17 protein-coding genes are annotated in these 19,680 nt (G+C 38.6%); all 17 read left to right on the top strand.

What is annotated here, in order from left to right; genetic code table 11:
• The first annotated feature begins 79 nt into the window (after nucleotides 1-79).
• The 17 genes from mraZ to ftsZ all read left to right on the top strand — a co-directional run bounded on the left by mraZ (nucleotide 80) and on the right by ftsZ (nucleotide 19,632).
• Nucleotides 80-511, top strand: a complete 432-nt coding sequence (gene mraZ / locus RGB74_RS11255) for a division/cell wall cluster transcriptional repressor MraZ (protein WP_310762859.1) — start codon at nucleotides 80-82, stop codon at nucleotides 509-511.
• A gap of 33 nt (nucleotides 512-544) precedes the next feature.
• Nucleotides 545-1,477: a 16S rRNA (cytosine(1402)-N(4))-methyltransferase RsmH gene (gene rsmH, locus RGB74_RS11250; RefSeq protein ID WP_310759398.1), complete on the top strand. Its 933-nt coding sequence runs from the start codon at nucleotides 545-547 to the stop codon at nucleotides 1,475-1,477.
• A gap of 15 nt (nucleotides 1,478-1,492) precedes the next feature.
• Nucleotides 1,493-1,852 (top strand): cell division protein FtsL, encoded by a 360-nt coding sequence (gene ftsL, locus RGB74_RS11245; RefSeq protein WP_310759397.1) that lies wholly within the window; start codon nucleotides 1,493-1,495, stop codon nucleotides 1,850-1,852.
• 8 nt (nucleotides 1,853-1,860) lie between these two features.
• Nucleotides 1,861-4,071 carry a penicillin-binding protein gene (locus RGB74_RS11240; RefSeq protein WP_310759396.1) on the top strand — a complete coding sequence of 737 codons (2,211 nt, stop codon included), beginning with the start codon at nucleotides 1,861-1,863 and terminating at the stop codon, nucleotides 4,069-4,071.
• A 73-nt stretch (nucleotides 4,072-4,144) separates the two neighbouring features.
• Complete coding sequence (locus RGB74_RS11235) at nucleotides 4,145-6,079, top strand: stage V sporulation protein D (protein ID WP_310759395.1); 1,935 nt, start codon at nucleotides 4,145-4,147, stop codon at nucleotides 6,077-6,079.
• Between the two features lie 398 nt (nucleotides 6,080-6,477).
• On the top strand, nucleotides 6,478-7,944 hold the full coding sequence (locus tag RGB74_RS11230) for a UDP-N-acetylmuramoyl-L-alanyl-D-glutamate--2,6-diaminopimelate ligase (protein ID WP_310759394.1): 1,467 nt from the start codon (nucleotides 6,478-6,480) through the stop codon (nucleotides 7,942-7,944).
• On the top strand, nucleotides 7,941-9,323 hold the full coding sequence (gene murF / locus RGB74_RS11225; RefSeq protein WP_310759393.1) for a UDP-N-acetylmuramoyl-tripeptide--D-alanyl-D-alanine ligase: 1,383 nt from the start codon (nucleotides 7,941-7,943) through the stop codon (nucleotides 9,321-9,323). The genes RGB74_RS11230 and murF overlap by 4 nt, the downstream gene beginning before the upstream one ends.
• Nucleotides 9,320-10,294, top strand: coding sequence for a phospho-N-acetylmuramoyl-pentapeptide-transferase (mraY, locus tag RGB74_RS11220; RefSeq protein WP_310759392.1), 975 nt, complete (start codon nucleotides 9,320-9,322; stop codon nucleotides 10,292-10,294). Before murF ends, mraY begins: the two co-directional genes overlap by 4 nt.
• Nucleotides 10,295-11,647: a UDP-N-acetylmuramoyl-L-alanine--D-glutamate ligase gene (gene murD, locus RGB74_RS11215; RefSeq protein WP_310759391.1), complete on the top strand. Its 1,353-nt coding sequence runs from the start codon at nucleotides 10,295-10,297 to the stop codon at nucleotides 11,645-11,647.
• Nucleotides 11,648-11,710: 63 nt separating this feature from the next.
• Nucleotides 11,711-12,784: a stage V sporulation protein E gene (gene spoVE, locus RGB74_RS11210; protein ID WP_396136062.1), complete on the top strand. Its 1,074-nt coding sequence runs from the start codon at nucleotides 11,711-11,713 to the stop codon at nucleotides 12,782-12,784.
• A 537-nt stretch (nucleotides 12,785-13,321) separates the two neighbouring features.
• Nucleotides 13,322-14,230 carry a UDP-N-acetylmuramate dehydrogenase gene (gene murB / locus RGB74_RS11205; protein WP_310762858.1) on the top strand — a complete coding sequence of 303 codons (909 nt, stop codon included), beginning with the start codon at nucleotides 13,322-13,324 and terminating at the stop codon, nucleotides 14,228-14,230.
• A gap of 240 nt (nucleotides 14,231-14,470) precedes the next feature.
• On the top strand, nucleotides 14,471-15,250 hold the full coding sequence (locus RGB74_RS11200) for a cell division protein FtsQ/DivIB (RefSeq protein WP_310759389.1): 780 nt from the start codon (nucleotides 14,471-14,473) through the stop codon (nucleotides 15,248-15,250).
• On the top strand, nucleotides 15,237-15,932 hold the full coding sequence (locus RGB74_RS11195) for a DUF881 domain-containing protein (RefSeq protein WP_310759388.1): 696 nt from the start codon (nucleotides 15,237-15,239) through the stop codon (nucleotides 15,930-15,932). Before RGB74_RS11200 ends, RGB74_RS11195 begins: the two co-directional genes overlap by 14 nt.
• 5 nt (nucleotides 15,933-15,937) lie before the next feature.
• Nucleotides 15,938-16,645, top strand: coding sequence for a DUF881 domain-containing protein (locus RGB74_RS11190; RefSeq protein WP_310759387.1), 708 nt, complete (start codon nucleotides 15,938-15,940; stop codon nucleotides 16,643-16,645).
• A 1-nt stretch (nucleotide 16,646) separates the two neighbouring features.
• Nucleotides 16,647-17,000 carry a small basic family protein gene (locus RGB74_RS11185; RefSeq protein ID WP_310261497.1) on the top strand — a complete coding sequence of 118 codons (354 nt, stop codon included), beginning with the start codon at nucleotides 16,647-16,649 and terminating at the stop codon, nucleotides 16,998-17,000.
• A 143-nt stretch (nucleotides 17,001-17,143) separates the two neighbouring features.
• Nucleotides 17,144-18,424 carry a cell division protein FtsA gene (gene ftsA, locus RGB74_RS11180; RefSeq protein ID WP_310759386.1) on the top strand — a complete coding sequence of 427 codons (1,281 nt, stop codon included), beginning with the start codon at nucleotides 17,144-17,146 and terminating at the stop codon, nucleotides 18,422-18,424.
• 32 nt (nucleotides 18,425-18,456) lie between these two features.
• Nucleotides 18,457-19,632, top strand: coding sequence for a cell division protein FtsZ (gene ftsZ / locus RGB74_RS11175; RefSeq protein ID WP_310759385.1), 1,176 nt, complete (start codon nucleotides 18,457-18,459; stop codon nucleotides 19,630-19,632).
• The last annotated feature ends 48 nt before the right edge of the window (nucleotides 19,633-19,680 follow it).

Below are 19,680 nucleotides of genomic sequence, written 5' to 3'. Positions count from 1 at the left end.
TTTTTGTACACGAATAATAGTTGTAGTGGTGAAAAGTGGAGCGTTGTGGTAGATTTAGGGGAGAAAGTGGGTGAATCATATGTTCATGGGCGAATATCAGCATAGCATCGATGAAAAAGGACGTATGATCATCCCTTCTAAATTTCGTGATGAGCTAGGCTCAGAATTCATTTTGACACGAGGATTGGATCAATGTGTATTCGGCTATCCTTTAAATGAATGGAAAGTAATTGAAGATAAACTCAAGACCTTGCCATTTACAAAGAAGGATGCCCGTGCTTTTACCCGGTTTTTCTTTTCAGGGGCTGCTGAATGCCAGCTCGATAAACAGGGAAGAGTGAATATTGCATCCACACTAAGAGACTACGCCAAGCTAGAAAAAGATTGCGTAGTAATAGGTGTCTCGAATAGAATTGAAATTTGGAGTAAATCGATTTGGGAAGAATACTTCTCCAAATCAGAAGATTCTTTCGGAGAAATTGCAGAAAGTCTGATGGACTTCGATTTATAAAACCCTATAGTTTACAGCAGAAAGGAATTTTCCATGTTTGACCATATAACCGTTTTAAAACAAGAATCAGTAGATGCATTAAACATTAAGCCAGATGGTATTTATGTTGATTGTACGTTGGGTGGGGCAGGTCATAGCAGCCTCATATTATCAAAACTTGAAACAGGTCATTTGTATGCTTTTGATCAAGATGACAAAGCCATTGAAAATGCACGGGAAGTTTTAAAGAATTATGAAGGAAAGTACACAATCATCCGCAGTAATTTCCGCTACATAAAAGAAGAACTGAACAATCTTGGGGTAGAAAAAGTTGATGGAATTCTATTTGATCTAGGGGTTTCATCTCCTCAGCTAGATGAAGCAGACAGAGGATTCAGTTATCAGCACGACGCAGAACTTGACATGCGTATGGACCGTTCGAGTGAATTAACTGCACGTGAAATAGTGAATGAGTGGTCTTTTAACGAGTTGATGAAAATTATTTCTCGTTATGGTGAAGAAAAATTCGCCAAACAAATCGCTAGAAAAATTGAAGCGGCTAGGGAGAAAAAAATTATTCAAACAACTGGTGAACTTGTCGAAATAATTAAAGATGCTATACCTGCACCAGCAAGAAGAACAGGTGGACATCCAGCAAAAAGGACATTTCAAGCCATTCGTATTGCAGTTAACGATGAACTAAACGCTTTCGAGGATGCTTTGAATGACTCAATTGAGCTTTTGAATATCTTCGGCAGAATTGCGGTTATAACCTTTCATTCTTTAGAAGATCGTGCGTGTAAAAATATACTTAAAAAAGCGAGTCAAGGCCCTGAATTGCCGCCAGGACTTCCTGTGATACCTGAAGAATACAAACCTACTTTAAAACTGGTTACAAGAAAGCCTATCGTGCCTGATGAGGACGAGCTAGAAGATAACAGACGTTCAAGATCAGCAAAACTAAGAGTTGCCGAAAAACAGAAATAGAGAGGAGAAATTAATTTGAGTAATTTAGCATATCAAGTACAAAAGCAGCAAATTCAAGCGCAAAATAATCCAAGACCGATAGAAGCACCATCCCGCAAACTTTTCACAAAAGGTGAAGTCATGATATGGGGTCTTATGGGTGTGGTATTAATCGCAGGTCTTGTTTGGTTGATCTCCCTTTATGCTTCCGTTTATCAAGCGACTGCAAAAATCGAAACGATGCGCAAAGATATTTCTGCTGAATCAAAGATTGTAGAAGATTATCACCTTCAAGTTACAGAATTAAGCAATCCAGAACGCATTATGAAGCTTGCTAAAAAACAAGGCTTTGTCCTAGATAGCAAGAACGTTAAAGTGGTTGAGAATCAAGAGTAGGTGCTATTATGAGATTTAAGCTGAAAAGAAAAAACGTTGGAGCAGGTATCCTTATGGCTGTGTTTACCTTGCTCTTTTTTATATTAGCGGGTAAGTTCTTTGTTGTTGCCTATTCCCAGTCAGCAGAGGGAGTAAATTTGATCGAATATGGAAAAAGAAAATGGCTGAAAAGTGATGAACTCGATGCGAAAAGAGGGACAATATTTGATCGCAATGGTGAGGAGATCGCTGCTGATATTCCATCTTACAGCGTAATCGCGATACTAGATAAAAAGTATCCTAATCACGTAAAAGATCCTGAAAAGGCTGCAGAAAAATTAGCAGGAGTTCTAGATACAGATGAAGGAAAACTAGAAGACTTGCTTAGTAAAAAGGGAAGATTCCAAGTAGAAATCCCCGCAGGAAGAAAAGTTTCTTATCGTACAAAACAAAAAATTGATCAAATGAAAATTGAAGGTATCGATTTTATTAGAGAATCTAGACGTTATTATCCAAATCAAACATTTGCTTCCCATGTGCTCGGCTACACAGGGAGAGGGGATGATGGCGCGCAAAAAGGACTAATGGGTCTTGAAAAGTCGTTGGATAAATACTTAAAAGAAAAAGATGGTAAGGTTACTTTTGTTGGAGATGCATATAGCCGTGCAATCAATGAAAAAAAAGAAACAATAGAGCCACCTAAGCATGGAAAAGACGTTTTTTTGACACTAGATGAGAAAATCCAACTCTACTTGGACGAAGCAATGGGAGAGGCTGCAAAAAAGTACAAACCAGAAAAACTGATCGGTGTTGTTGCTGATCCGAAGACAGGCAGAATTTTAGCGATGAGCAACTATCCGTCGTTTAATCCAAATGAAAAAGATATTACCAACTATACGAACTTCGCTATTTCTGATGCTTATGAGCCAGGTTCAACAATGAAAATATTTACGTTGGCATCTGCAATAGAAGAAGGCGTTTACAACGGCAATGAAAAGTTTCAATCGGGTTCATATAAACTTCCGAACATATCGAGGCCTATCTATGACCACAACCGAACAGGGTGGGGGACAATTACGTATGACGAAGGAGTCCGTAATTCATCGAACGTTGCTTTTTCAAAATTGGTTCGTGAAAAACTGGGGTATGAAAAATTCAGAAGCTATCTTTCCAAGTTTGGGTTAGATCAGAAAACGAACATTGACTTGCCGAATGAAAAGAGCGGTTCCATACTTTATAACTATGAAATTGAGAAAGTTACAACGGCATTCGGTCAAGGGACGACCGTTACACCAATTCAGCAAATTCAGGCGGCTACAGCAATCGCTAATGGCGGGAAAATGATGCAGCCGTATGTCATCGATAAAATCATCGATCCGAAAACGAAGAAAACCGTACTCACACATCAGCCAAAAGTTGCGGGCAAACCAATTTCAGAATCTACCGCCAAAAAGGTAAGAGAAATTTTAGGGACGGTTGTTACAGACGGAACAGGTAAACCGTATATGATCGAAGGCTATGATGTCGCCGGTAAAACAGGTACAGCACAAGTACCTGGTAAAGATGGTAAATATTTATCTGGCTGGGGGAAAAATATTTTCTCCTTTATGGGAATGGCTCCAAAGGATGATCCTAAATTGCTGATGTATGTGGCAATCGACCGTCCAAAAGTGGAATACCCTGAGATGGGTTCTACACCGACTGCAAATATTTTTACGAGTGTAATGAAAAGCAGCCTTCAATACTTAAATATCCAGCCAGAAGCTAAGGAATCTAAGCAAAAATCTTCATCATCCAAGTCATTTGGAAAAGACTTGCCTGATTTTACTGGACAATCTGTAAATGATGCTAAATCACAGTTAGAACATTTCGGGATGAATGTAACGGTAATTGGTTCAGGAGATGAAGTTACTCAACAGGAACCTTATGATGGTGCATTTGTCATTAAAGGTGAAAAAGTTATTCTTCGCACGAGCGGAGAAGTGAAGATGCCTGATTTGAAAAACTGGTCCTATATGGATGTATTACGCTTAAGTAAATTGATGGGACTTAAAGAGACGATTACAGGCAGCGGATTTGCAGTTAAGCAAAGCGTAAAACCAGGATCTCTGATTAAAAAGGGAGATTTCTTAGTTGTGCAGCTTGAAGAACCAAAAGAGACAGTGCCGAAACCAAAAAGGGATAGCTCTAGCGGCGGTGAGCAAAATACAGAAGATGAAGAAACCATTGTTACCGAATAGAAAACAGCTTTAAGTTCTATGCGCTTGTGTACAAGCATATATTTGAAACGAATCATACAGGGGAGGTATATGTGTGAGAGTTTCAAATGTAACAGTACGCAGGCGCTTAATTTTTGTTCTTATTTTTGGACTAGCTTTCTTTTTTGTTATATCTGTCCGATTAGGGTATGTTCAATTTGTTCTAGGGGATATGCTTACTGACAAAGCTCTGGATTCGTGGAGCCGAAATATACCTTTTGAGCCGAAACGAGGCAAAATCGTCGACAGAAATGATGTAGCACTTGCTACAAATGTCAGTGCACCGACTGTTTTTGTAGTTCCAAGGCAAGTGAAAGAAACGGACAAGACTGCTGAAGAGTTGGCCTCCGTATTAAATATTTCTAAAACAGAGGTTTTTAAGCGGATTACAAAAAAAGCATCAATCGTTAGGATTGATAATGGCGGCAGGAAAATCAGCAATTTAAAAGCAAAAGAAGTTGAATCTTTAAATCTCCCGGGTGTTTTCGTAGCGGAAGACAGTAAAAGACATTATCCTTATGGCTCCTATCTTTCTCACGTTTTGGGATTTGCTGGCATCGATAACCAAGGCCTAACAGGATTGGAATTGTATTATGATAAACAATTAAACGGTAAAGAAGGACACGTATCCTTTTTCTCGGATGCCCGCGGAAGAAGAATGCCTTCTTTGTCAGATAAATATGAGAAGCCTAAAGACGGTTACGATCTAAGACTTACAGTTGACTCAAGAGTTCAGACCATAATCGAACGGGAATTGGACATTGCTCAAGCCACATATAATCCAGATGGAGCGATCGCAATTGCCATGAATCCCAACACTGGTGAAATTTTAGGAATGAGTTCGAGGCCAGATTTTGACCCTGAAGAATATAAAAGGGTAGCTCCAGAAGTCTATAATCGCAATCTGCCTGTATGGGCTCAATACGAGCCGGGTTCTACGTTTAAGATTATTACACTCGCAGCAGCATTAGAAGAAGGAAAGGTCAACTTAGAACATGATACTTTCAATGACCCGGGATCGATTGAAGTGGCAGGGCGAAAACTGAAATGCTGGAAAGCAGGAGGTCATGGCCATCAGACTTTTTTAGAAGGTGTGCAAAATTCATGTAACCCAGGCTTTGTTATTTTAGGACAGCGTCTTGGCAAAGATAAATTATTTAATTATATAAGAGAATTTGGCTTCGGCGAAAAAACAGGAGTAGATTTAGCGGGAGAAGGAAGAGGAATTCTGTTTTCGCCGGATCGCGTCGGTCCGCTGGAACTCGCTACTACAGCATTTGGCCAAGGGGTTTCTGTTACGCCTATACAGCAAGTTGCTGCAGTGTCTGCGGCCGTAAACGGGGGGTATTTATACGAACCATATATAGCTAAAGAATTAGTAGACCCTGTAACGGGCAAAGTGGTGAGTAAACAAACTCCAAAGTTAAAGAGAAAAGTAATTTCTGAGAAAACCTCAGCAGAGGTTAGACACGCATTAGAAAGTGTTGTTGCTCAAGGAACTGGTAAAAATGCATTTGTAGACGGTTATCGTGTCGGCGGGAAAACAGGTACCGCGCAAAAAGCGGAAGGCGGAGTGTACCTTAAGAATAATCATATCGTGTCCTTCATCGGTATGGCCCCGGCTAACAAACCTGAAATTGTTGTTTATGTAGCGATTGATAATCCAAAAGAAACTTTGCAGTTCGGTGGTGTCGTAGCTGCTCCGATAGTGGGGAATATTATTGAAGACAGTCTCTCTGCTATGGACATAAAAAAACAAAAAGGCCAGATCGAAAAAGAAAAGACTTGGCTGGATGCACCTGAAATAGTAGTTCCGAACTTAATAGGCAAAAAAACAAAAGATTTAACAAATCTGCTTTATAATTTAAAAATTGATGCATCAGGGCAAGGAAGTTATATCGTGCAGCAGGCACCTCAACCCGGAGTGAAGCTTCAGGCAGGCAAGACAATTCGTTTATTTTTGGGTGACAAAAAAGATGTAGAAGATTAAAATAAAGGATGTACACATAGCCAAGCGCGTAATCTTGCCTTGGCTTATTTTTCTTAATGGCTCTGCTTATGAAGCAGTTGAACTGTGTATTCAACAAGAGTTTCTAATAGTGTTTATTTAATAACTGTAGACTCTTTTTAAAAAGACTGTTGCTTTTGAGCGATTTTCGTTAAGTTCTTCACTGCAAAGTTAATTGGAGCGTAGGTGGCAAGACTCCAGTGGGATTAGTGTGACAGGTGAGACCCCTTATGGCGCAACGCGCAGAGTGGGCTCACCGCACGCCCCACGGAAAGCGAGCCACTGAAGCGGAAATTAACCTCTTTCAAAAGCATTAAAGTTTGCGATAAAAGCCTAATTAATAAATAATTAACGTTGACTAGAGGAGAGGTCAGGATTAAATGGAATTACAAGAATTGCTTACATATTTAGTGAATTATGAAATGGATATAGAAGCCAATCCTGAAATTACCTCCATTGAAATGGACTCCAGGAAAGCCGGGAAAGGCTGTCTATTTATTTGTATTGAAGGTCTTGTCTTTGATGGCCACGATTTCGCCGAAACAGCTGCAAGGAATGGGGCATCTGCAATTTTGTCAGAAAAGGATTTAAATGTGAATGTTCCAGTAATTAAAGTGAGAGACTCAAAAAAAGCGATGGCTATATTAGCCGATGCCTTTTTCGGTCATCCTTCTCAAAAACTGCACCTCGTTGGGATAACAGGTACAAATGGCAAAACAACAACATCACACTTGATTGAAAAAGTCTTTAGTGAATCTGGCAAGGCCACTGGTATGATCGGCACAATTGAAATGAAAATAAAGGATCAAAGATATAAAGTAGCAAATACAACACCTGATTCTTTATACCTTCAAAATGCATTTTATAAGATGATAGAAGAAAATGTAGATACAGCAGTAATGGAAGTTTCATCACATGCCCTCGTACAAGGGAGAGTGTGGGGCTGCGATTATGATATTGCCGTTTTTACGAATCTTACTCAGGATCATTTAGATTATCATAAGAACATGGAAGAATATCAGTTTGCAAAAAGTCTCTTATTTTCTCAAATGGGAAATACTTATCATAAGTCTTCAAAGAAATTTGCAGTTTTGAATAATGATGATCCGGCATCTGAAATGTTTAAAAGAATAACGTCAGCAGAAGTCATTACTTATGGCATCGACAATGAGAGTGATGTTAGAGCTACTAACATTACCATCGGATCGCAAGGCACTACTTTTACACTGCAAACTCCAAAAGGTAAAAGAGAAGTTAAATTAAAGCTAATGGGTAAATTTTCTGTATACAATGTTTTAGCTTCTATTTCTACGTGTCTGCTTTCTGGGATCGAATTAGATCAGATTATTAAATCGCTAGAAGATGTGACAGGGGTTTCCGGAAGATTTGAACCTGTTATTGCAGGACAGGATTATACAGTGATTGTAGATTATGCACATACTCCTGACAGTTTAGAAAATGTGTTACGGACAATTAAAGAATTTGCAAAAGGTTCGATTACAGCAATCGTTGGCTGCGGAGGAGACCGTGATAAAACAAAGCGCCCGCTAATGGCAGGTATCGCTGCGGATTTAGCAGATAAAGCAATTTTTACGAGTGATAACCCTCGAACGGAAGACCCGATTCAAATATTAAAAGAAATGGAAGATGGAACGGATAAAAATAATTATGTAACAATTCCAGACCGTAAAGAAGCAATCGAGTATGCAGTTGAACGAGCAAAAGCCAATGATGTTATACTGATTGCAGGAAAAGGTCATGAAACTTATCAAATCATCGGTAAAGATGTACTTGATTTTGATGACAGAGTTGTAGCGAGGGAAGCAATTAAGGCGGTGAAAAAATGAAACTGGATATAAAAGAACTAGTCCCTTTTGCAAATAAGACTGCTGGTAATGTGGAGAACACAGTGATTGAAGGGATTTCAAAGGATACTCGTTTGAAAACTAAAAATGCACTCTACCTTCCAATCGCTGGAGAGCGGTTTGACGGTCACGAATTTTTATTTGATGCGATAAACCAGGGCTGTACAGCAACCGTTTGGCAGGAAGGTATAGATCTTCCCGCAGGCTTGCCAGCAGATTTCCCTGTTTTGTTTACTTCAGACACTATTGGATTTTTACAGAGAATCTCTAAATATTACTTAAAGAAAATAAATCCGATTGTTGTAGCTGTTACAGGAAGCAACGGGAAAACGACGACGAAAGATATGATTGAAAGTGTATCTTCTACGACATTTAAGACGTTCAAGACACAAGGAAACTACAACAATCATATCGGACTGCCGCTTACTATTCTTGGAATGGAAGAAGGTACAGAAGTTCTCATACTTGAGATGGGAATGAGTAATTTCAATGAAATTTCATTATTGAGCAAACTTGCAGAACCGGATGCGGCTATTGTTACTAATATTGGTGAAAGTCATCTCGAACAACTCGGCAGCCGTGAGGGGATCGCAAAGGCAAAGCTGGAAATTGCAGATGGACTTAAACCGGGCGGACTTCTTATCATTGATGGAGATGAGCCGCTTCTTTCTCATGTAAAAGGAGAAAATGTACTTAAAGTTGGATTTGGTGATTCCACAACATTAAAATTAGTAGATATGCAAACCGATCAAGAAGGTGTTTCGTTTTCTTTAGAAGAAGGTACTACTGTGTATCGGATACCAATGCTTGGAAAGCATAATATTAAAAATGCGGCATATGCAATCGCAGTCGGGCATTATTTGAATATAGAAGAAAATAAAATCAAAGAGGGACTTGAAAGATTAAAAGTTACGGCGATGCGTCTTGAGATGAAAAAAGGGAAAAATGGCACATTGCTTATTAATGATGCATATAACGCCAGCCCTACTAGCATGATAGCAGCACTTGCAACTTTAGCAGAACTTAATGATTTTAATACTAAGGCAGCTGTTCTCGGCGATATGTATGAACTGGGCTCAAATGAGGAAGAAATGCACAGGAATATTGCTGAGCACATTGATGAAAGCATCAACTACATTATCGCATTAGGACAAAAAGGTGCTTGGATTGCAGATGAATTAAAAAAAAGAAAAGTAAAGGGTGTTGAAATAACTCATTACTTAACAAAAGAAGAGGCAGTGAAGCCGATTCAACAATTATTATCCGAGAATACCGCAATATTATTTAAAGCTTCGAGGGGTATGGCATTAGAAACACTTATTTCTACTTTCACAGAAGATGAACAGGAGTCGAAAAAATGATTGAGCAAGTCTTACTTTTTACATTAATTGCATCTTTTTTAATTGCGGTGCTGAGTTCCCCCTTCTTTATTCCTTTTTTGAGAAGGCTGAAATTCGGGCAAAGCATACGTGATGAAGGACCAAAGTCACATCAAAAGAAACAAGGAACCCCTACAATGGGTGGAATTGTTATTTTATTGGCGCTTGCAGTTGCAACATATGCAATGACAGCGAAATTTTTTACGATTACAACAAAAACACATCTTTTGCTGCTAGTAACACTAGGTTTTGGACTTTTAGGATTTTTAGATGATTTTATTAAAGTAGTGAAAAAAAGAAATCTAGGTTTAACTTCTAAGCAAAAACTCATAGGGCAGCTGGTTATTGCTGCAATTTTTTACATTGGATTAAAAACGATTGATTTTTCTACGAAGATTTCTGTCCCAGGTACTGAATGGTCATTTGACCTTGGGTGGTTTTATCCTGTGCTTGTCGTATTCATGCTAATTGGGGCATCTAATGCAGTTAACTTGACAGACGGACTCGATGGATTACTGGCAGGTACTGCAGCAATTGCATTTGGTGCATTTGCTGTTCTTGCATCAACACTGCTTCAATTTGAAGCCGCAATTTTCAGTGTTGCAGTAGTGGGTGCAGTCCTTGGATTTTTAGTATTTAATGCACATCCCGCAAAAGTTTTTATGGGGGATACAGGTTCATTAGCTCTTGGTGGTGCTATTAGTGCTATTGCTATTTTAACAAAAATGGAAATTCTTCTTGTTATCATTGGTGGAGTGTTTGTTATTGAGACACTTTCTGTAATGATTCAAGTAGCTTCATTTAAATTAACTGGAAAACGAGTATTCAAAATGAGTCCGCTTCATCATCATTATGAATTATCAGGCTGGAGTGAATGGCGAATTGTTGTAACGTTCTGGCTGGTAGGACTTGTTTTTGCTGCATTAGGAATTTATTTAGAGGTGTGGGTTTAAATGAAAAACACAAAAATGTTTAAGGGGAAACATATATTAATAGTTGGATTAGCTAAAAGCGGTTTTGCAGCAGCAAAACTGCTTAATTCTTTTGAAGCTAAAGTCGTAGTAAACGACAAACAGCCAAAAGAAGGTAATTTAGAGGCTGAATCCTTAGAAAAACTAGGAATCTCTGTTGTATGTGGTGGGCATCCAATATCATTGTTGGATCAGCCAATTGACTTTATTGTTAAGAATCCTGGTATTCCTTATCAGAATCCATTAATTGAAGAAGCACTTCATCGCAATATCCCTGTTTATACGGAAGTTGAAATTGCAGGGCTTATCTCTGAAGCTGAAATAATTGCTATAACTGGATCAAACGGAAAAACGACAACGACAACACTTGTCGGAGAAATGCTGAGAAACAGCAATAAGACTCCTATTGTAGCTGGAAACATCGGAACTGTATTTTCTGAAGTAGCTTCTAAAGCAACAAATGAAGATATTTTTGTAGCAGAACTATCAAGTTTTCAATTAATGGGTACAGAAAAATTCCAGCCTCGTATTTCGGTTTTTTTGAATTTGTTCGAGGCACATTTAGATTATCATGGATCTTTAGATGAGTATGGAAAAGCGAAAGCAAAAGTAACAGTGAACCAGGATGAAAATGATTATGTCATTTATAATGCTGATGATCTCCAAGTAACTGAGCTAATTAAACATTCAAAAGCCCAGCATGTCCCTTTCTCAGTTCAAAAACAACTGAAAAATGGAGCTTATATTCAGGACGATGCATTATATTTTCAAAATCGTAGAATCATTGAATTAAAAGAAATAGTATTACCAGGTAAACATAATCTATCAAATATTATGGCAGCAGTTGCAGCTTCATTGCTTGCGGGAGCAGATATTAAACAAATTCAAGAGGTTTTAAAAACGTTTGCAGGTGTGACGCATCGCCTTCAATATGTTGGAGAAGTTCACGGCCGCCGATTTTATAATGATTCAAAGGCTACTAATATACTGGCAACGAATGCTGCCTTATCCGCATTTGATTCACCAGTGATTTTACTGGCTGGCGGTCTTGATCGGGGAAATTCCTTTGATGAGTTAATACCTTCATTAAAGAATGTAAAAGTTTTGGTGACATTTGGACAAACATCAGAAAAACTGACTGAAGCTGGAAGACAAGCAGGAATAGAAACGATTAAACGTGCTGATAATGTTGAAGATGCCGTTCCCGCAGCGTTCAGTCTTTCTGTATCAGATGACGTAATATTGCTCTCTCCTGCATGTGCAAGCTGGGATCAATATAAGACTTTTGAACAAAGAGGGGACATGTTTATCAACTCTGTGCATAAACTTAAATAAGGTTTGTACAAATAATTAGAGTTGAGGTGTTTCCCTTTGCCTGCAACGAAATCTACCCCTGATATGATTTTAATCATTGTAACGCTTATGTTGTTATCGATTGGCATTATTATGGTATACAGTGCGAGTGCAGATATGGCGCTGTATAGATTTCATGATTCTCTCTTCTTTGCCAAGAGACAGCTGTTATTTGCCGGTGTTGGAATTGCTGCGATGTTCTTTCTCATGAATATTAATTACATGACTTGGAAGGTATGGTCAAAAGTTATATTAATCATTTGTTTCTTTTTGTTAGTAGCAGTATTAATTCCAGGAGTAGGAATGGTCCGCGGCGGTGCAAGAAGCTGGATTGGAGTCGGCGCATTTTCCATACAGCCATCTGAATTTATGAAGCTTGCTATGATTACCTTTTTAGCAAAATATTTATCTATGCATCAAAAGAAAATAACATCCTTCAAAAAAGGATTAATTCCGACACTTGGATTAGTTATGATCGCTTTCGGAATGATTATGCTGCAGCCGGACTTGGGTACAGGTACTGTTATGGTAGGCACAAGTATTGTCATGATTTTTGTAGCAGGTGCCCGTATTTCTCACTTCGTTGGACTTGGGCTTGTGGGAATAGCAGGCTTTGTAGGGTTGATCATATCGGCACCTTACCGCATAAAGCGGATCACATCGTTTCTAGATCCATGGAGCGATCCGTTAAATAGCGGATTTCAAATTATCCAATCACTACTTGCGCTTGGCCCTGGCGGATTATTAGGACTTGGACTCGGCCAGAGCAGGCAAAAGTTCGGTTATTTACCCGAACCGCAAACAGATTTTATTTTTGCCATTCTATCAGAAGAATTGGGATTTATAGGTGCTGTGTTCGTTCTAATCTTATTTAGTTTATTGTTATGGAGAGGGATTCGGATTGCTTTAGGAGCACCTGATTTATTCGGCAGCTTTTTAGCGATAGGAATTATTGGTATGGTGGCGATTCAGGTCATGATTAACATTGGTGTAGTAACAGGATTAATGCCCGTAACAGGAATTACATTACCATTCTTAAGTTATGGCGGTTCATCCTTGACACTTATGCTTGCATCTATAGGTGTTTTGTTGAATATAAGCCGTTATTCAAGGTATTAATACTTGAGTTTCACAACGAATTCTCTTATCCTAAACATATATACAGCAATGTTACCCTGTCTGTTTTGGCAGGGTATTCTTTATTATTTAGCTCTTTTCTAAACTCTCTTTTCTAAAAGGTTGTTGCTATTGAGTGATTTTTGAGAAATGCTTCATGGAAAAAGTTAATTGGAGCGGAAGTGGCGAGACTCCTCGAAAATGAAAATCACATTTTCTTCGTGCGATGTGAAGCTGCCGAAGCCTTCCTTGTCCTGCAGGATGAGTGAGACAGGTGAGGCCTCTCAATGTACGCAGTACGGAGGGGGCTCACCGCACACCCTGCGGAAAGCGAGCCCATGCAGCAGAAATTAACCTCTTTCAAAAGAAGAGCAACAAAGTATGTAAAAACAGCTGTTTATTTTTATAAGATAGAAATAAATTGAATAGGTTGTACGAATACTTCTTTGTTGATGTTTATGAACATATTAAACATGGAAAAGAATAATGCATAGCATATAAAGATAGGTATGCGAGAGGCTATAGGGGGTTTTTATAATGATAGAACAATTAGCAGAAAAATTTAAAACTGAAAATCTAGGAAAAGTACTGTTAAACGAACCTTTAAAAAATCACACAACATTTAAAATTGGCGGACCAGCTGATTTGTTTTTTGAACCGAAGGATATTGAAAGCTTAAAAAAAGCAGTTGTTTATATGAAAGAGGCTCATGTTCCGATTCGTGCAATTGGAAGAGGTTCAAATCTTTTAGTGTCTGATGGTGGCATTGAAGGAGTAGTTATAAAAGTTGGTGAAGGTCTTAACCATTTAGAGAAGGACGGAAGTAGAATTACTGTAGGTGGAGGCTATTCCATTATCCCTCTTGCGACTGTATTGTCCCGTGAAGCCTATACGGGTCTCGAATTCTCTGCAGGTATCCCTGGTTCAATAGGGGGAGCAGTGTTTATGAACGCTGGAGCACATGGATCAGACATGTCCAAAATTGTTGATAAAGCCTTAATTCTTTTTCCTGATGGTGAGCTAAAATGGCTTACAAATGAAGAGCTGGAATTTTCATATCGTACATCGGTACTTCAAAAAAATGGCGGAATCTGTGTAGAAGCTGTTCTAGTACTCGAAAAAGGCGATAAGGAAACAATCTTGACTGAACTAAAGAAAAATAAGGATTATAGAAGAAACACTCAGCCATGGAACTATCCATGCTGTGGAAGTGTATTTAGAAACCCGCTTCCTGAATATGCAGGAAACTTGATTGAAACATCTGGCTTAAAAGGGACTCAAATAGGCGGAGCGCAAATATCGGATATGCATGCTAACTTCATTGTAAACACTGGAGAAGCCAAAGCGAAAGATGTATTAGATTTAATTAGCTACATTCAAAAAACGATTAAAGAAAAACAAGGAATCGAACTTCAGACTGAAGTAGAAATTATAGGCCGAAATGAATAACAAAATTTTGGATATTTAGTGCTATACTGGGACTTATCCGTGCTATAATACAAGAAACAAGAAAAAAGATATCAACGACGTTTAGGAATGGAAAAGATTTTCATTTTTTTGCCGATTTTATAGGTGTATATTTTAAGCCTACAAAAAGTGCTTGGCGTCTTATGGCCAAGTTCTTTTATTTGATAGATAAGTAATATTGATTTTTCTTGTGCGAATTAACTACTAAAACGGAGGAAGAGGATGGACAAGGTAAAAGTCGTCAAGATTGAGGACCGCATTCCGAAGCTTAAAGAACACCGCAAACAAAAAGCAAATCGCCGTCTTGTTTTTTACTTGTCCTTTTTCTTTCTGTTGCTGATGGTTGTAGTATATTTTCAATCTGATCTAAGCCACGTTAAACAGATTTCAGTTTCTGGAAACTATTTTGTGACAGATAAAGAAATTCTTGATAAAAGTTTACTATCCGCTTCAACAAAATTTTTAAATGTCTCAGAAAAACAAATTAAAAAGCGGCTTGAACCTGTAGCTGAAATTCGTTCAGTTTCGGTTGAGAAAAAATTCTATAACCATATTGTAATCAATGTTAAAGAATATCAGCGGGTAGGGTACTTTAAAAAAGAAAATACATATTATCCGATGCTTCAAAATGGAAGAATGCTAGATCCATTAAAGGAAGATGAAAGACCAGTAAATGCTCCTGTAATCGTCAGCTGGAACGATCCCGAAAAATTGGAATCAATGGGACAGGAGCTGCAAAAACTTCCTGAAGGAATCATTCATAGAATTTCAGAAATTAAACTTACACCTGATTCCGGAAGTCTTGATAAGCTAACTCTGTTTATGACGGATGGAAATAAAGTAATTACGTCAATCGCAAAGTTTTCGGAGAGACTATCTAATTATCCGGTATTAATCAGCAAAATTAAACAAGAAGAAAAAGGAACGTTTTATTTAGGGATAAGCACAAGATTTGAACCTTACAACCGAGAAGTGACGGAGGAAACAAATGAGGAAAATTAATGGGAAACACCTCTTTTTGTCTCTTATTCTTTTAGTTACCGGGTTCATATTATCTTTTTCTTACCAGAGAGCTCAAATCCGGGAAAACGAAGTTACACAAAGTAACGAATGGAAAAAGGAAGATTCACTAAGGAGTCAAATCTTAACACTGCAAAAAAACAATAGAAGCCTGTCTTCAGATCTCCAAAAGCTCCAAAGAAACGTAGAAGTGAAGGAATCTAAACTTGCGGATCAAGAAAAAGCCTCCTACAATTTAGTGAAAGATTTGAAAAAGCTCAGAATGGTAGTTGGTAATGTGAAAGTGAAAGGGGAGGGGGTAAAGGTAACTTTATCAGACTCCTCTTACGTACCGGAGGGTGAAAACCCCAACGATTATATTGTTCATGAAGAACATATTAGAAGTGTAATTGATGAATTGCATATTTCGGGGGCAGAGGCCATCGCTATCAATGGGCAAAGAATCTCACATGATACATATATTTCTTGTGTCGGACCTGTCGTAAGCGTGGATGGAAATCAATATCCGGCACCTTTTATCATAACAGCGATTGGAGATTCTAATGCTCTTGAAAAGTCTCTTAACCTCTATATAGTTAATAAAATTGTAAATGATGGCGTAGAAGTTCGCGTTGAACAAGAAAGCGCGATAACAATGGAGCCATTTATTACAGAAGAGGGATGAGAAAGTTGAAAGAAAGACAATGGATGTTCGCAACTATTGCCCTCATACTTGGCGGAATGCTGGCTATTCAGTTTGAAACGACGAATAACCCTATTATTCGGGATACTCGGGATCTTTATGAGCTTAGAGCTGATCTGGAAAAAGAGAAACAGCGGCAGCAGGAACTCAATGAGGAACTAGAGCGTTACAATGACCTTTTGGAGAATTATAAAGGGAATGGCAAGGAAGAAAAAATTGCCGCAATGGAAGAAGCTTTGGCAGATTTAAAAAAACAAGCAGGATTAACGACGGTTAGCGGACAAGGAATCGTGATTACAATCGAACCTTTTAATGACGAGCTAATTGGAGTAGATCGCCCTGTTGCAAAGATTGAACCTGATATGCTTAGAAGACTAGTAAATGAACTGAACAGATATGATGCAAAAGAGATAAGCATTGGTGATCAGCGTGTCATATCAAAAACACCAGTCCGGGAAGTAAATGGAGACATTTACATAAATAATGAACCGATTTCTTCTTTTCCGATCGAAATCAAAGTTCTGGCAAAAAACAGCGAAAAATTACAACAAAAAATTATCGCTTCACCTGCGGTTGAAGAATTCGTACGTGAAAATTTTAACGTTGAATCGACTCCAAAATCGAAGGTGATCCTGCCAGCTTATGAGAAACCTGTGAGGGTAAAGTTTATGAAACCGGTAAAGGAGGGAACATAAGATGTGGTTACCGGTACTTGGACTTTTGCTTGGTCTTTTATTAGGTTTCATGTCAGATATCCGGGTTCCTCCAGAATACGCAAATTATTTATCAATTGCTGTATTAGCTGCACTTGATACGTTATTTGGCGGTATCCGTGCAAGTTTACAAGGCAGCTTTGAAGATAAAGTATTTATTACAGGTTTTTTCTTCAACATTCTACTAGCAGCCGGATTAGCTTATTTAGGGGTTCATCTCGGTATAGACTTATATTTAGCCGCAATTTTTGCCTTTGGGGTAAGATTGTTTAATAATATAGCTGTAATTCGTAGGTTGCTAATCTCTAAATGGACAGATTCACGTAAAAAGGCCTAAAAAATTTGAAAAAACCTTTAAAAAAAAAGAGGGAAAACCCGTTATTTGTGGAATTTATTCCATAATTAAGCGAAAATAAAGGGAATTTGATTATCTTTATTGATGAAGATTTAATGGGAAGAAAGGTTAGGAGGTGCCACAGAATGAACAGCAATGAAATATATGTAAGTTTAGACATCGGTACATCCAATATTAAAGTTATCATTGGAGAAATGACCAGTGAAACCTTTAATGTAATTGGTGTTGGCCATGCAAAATCAGCTGGAATCCGTAAAGGTTCCATTGTAGATATCGATGAAACTGTTCGTTCGATTAGAAAAGCCGTTGAACAGGCAGAGAGAATGTTAGGTATCCCTATTAATGCGGTAATTGTAGGCGTCAAAGGAAACCATATTCAACTGCAGCCATGTCACGGTGTAGTAGCAGTATCCAGAGAAGATCGTGAAATCGGAGACGATGATATTGCTAGAGTAATAGAAGCAGCACAAGTTATGTCTGTGCCGCCAGAACGAGAAATCATTGATGTGATTCCACGCCAGTTCATTGTGGATGGAACCGATGAAATTATTGACCCAAGAGGCATGTTAGGTGTTAGATTAGAAATGGAAGGGACTGTAATTACTGGTTCCAAAACCATCTTACATAACTTACTTCGATGTGTAGAAAGAGCCGGGTTGACCGTAGCTGATATTTGCCTTGAACCCTTAGCAACGGCTTCCATCGCACTTTCACGTGATGAAATGGATCTGGGTGTAGCGCTCATAGATATTGGTGGCGGTTCTACTACATTGTCCGTATTCGATCAAGGGACGATGCAGCTTACATCCGTTCTTCCTATCGGCGGAGATTTTATTACAAAAGACATTTCAATTGGATTAAGAACTTCTGCTGAAGATGCTGAAAAGATTAAATTGAAACATGGTCATTCATTTGTTGACTATGCTTCAAAAGATGAAACCTTTAACGTTTCACAGATTGGTTCATCACAGGAACAAGAAATTTCCCAATATGAACTGTCTTTAATCATCGAAGCACGTATGGCTGAAATATTCGAAATGATTGATGATGAATTGCATCAGCGCGGCTATTCAGAATTGCCTGGCGGTTTTGTTATCACAGGTGGTGTAGCAGCAATTCCTGGAGTGCTTGAATTGGCTCAGGATATCTTCCAGCAAAACGTAAGGGTATCTTTACCTGATTACATCGGTGTAAGAGAGCCGAAGTTTACTGCAGGAGTAGGGCTTATTCATTTCACACATAAAAATATTAAGGTGCAAGGCAAAGAAGTTGCATCTGCATTATCAGACGACGCTGTCCAGTCAGCACCGAAGAAAAAACAAACAAGCCAAAAACCAGCACAGGAAAAACAACCTGGTGGTATGAAATCAAAAGTCAAAGACTGGTTCGGTTTATTTTTTGAATAACAGTTCGGAACTAGTCATTAGGAGGAACGCTCATGTTAGAGTTTGATATGAATATGGATCAGTTAGCAACGATTAAAGTAATTGGTGTTGGCGGCGGCGGAAGCAATGCTGTTAACCGAATGATTGAACATGGAGTACAAGGAGTGGAGTTCATCTGTGTAAATACGGATGCTCAAGCTCTAAACCTTTCAAAAGCTCCTGTGAAGATGCAAATCGGAACAAAGTTGACAAGAGGGTTAGGCGCTGGTGCTAATCCGGATATCGGTAAAAAAGCGGCTGAAGAAAGCCGTGAACAAATCGAAGAAGCACTTGCTGGTGCTGATATGGTATTCGTAACTGCTGGAATGGGTGGAGGTACTGGTACCGGTGCTGCACCAGTAGTAGCTGAAATCGCAAAAGATTTAGGAGCACTTACTGTTGGAGTAGTGACTCGTCCATTCACATTCGAAGGCCGCAAACGTTCTACGCAGGCAGTTGGCGGAATTTCTGTTCTAAAAGAAAAAGTAGATACATTGATCGTTATCCCAAATGACCGTCTATTAGAAATCGTTGATAAAAATACTCCGATGCTAGAAGCATTCCGTGAAGCGGATAATGTTTTACGACAAGGTGTACAAGGTATTTCTGATTTAATCGCTGTACCAGGATTAATCAACCTTGACTTTGCTGATGTTAAAACAATTATGACAGAGCGCGGTTCTGCACTTATGGGTATCGGTGTTGGAACAGGTGAAAATCGTGCAGCTGAAGCAGCTAAAAAAGCGATTTCATCTCCACTTCTTGAAACTTCAATCGATGGGGCAAAAGGTGTATTGATGAACATTACAGGTGGAGCTAACCTAAGCCTTTATGAAGTGAATGAAGCTGCTGACATTGTTTCTTCTGCATCTGATCCTGAAGTAAACATGATCTTTGGGTCAGTAATCAATGAAGAGCTTAAAGATGAAATTTTAGTTACTGTAATTGCAACTGGATTTGATGAGAATGAAAAATTGGTAAACAACCAACAAAGAGAGCAGCGTCCAAAAATGCAGTCCTCTCAAAATTTACACCAAACTAACTCTAATCCAACTCAATCACAGTCACAACCTCAATCACGTGAGGAAAATCAATCAGAGTCTAGAAACTCATCGTATTCAAACGCTGATTCTGAAACGCTGGATATCCCAACGTTCTTGCGTAACCGCAGCAGAAACAGAAGAAGATAAATGGAAAAGAGAAAGACCCAAAAGAAGATCTACTCATCTTTTGGGTCT

The sequence above is a fragment of the Bacillus sp. NEB1478 genome (assembly GCF_031582965.1).
Taxonomy (GTDB): domain Bacteria; phylum Bacillota; class Bacilli; order Bacillales; family Fictibacillaceae; genus Fictibacillus.
Note: the sequence above shows the minus strand (reverse complement) of the source record. Positions and strands in the feature narration are given on the sequence as shown.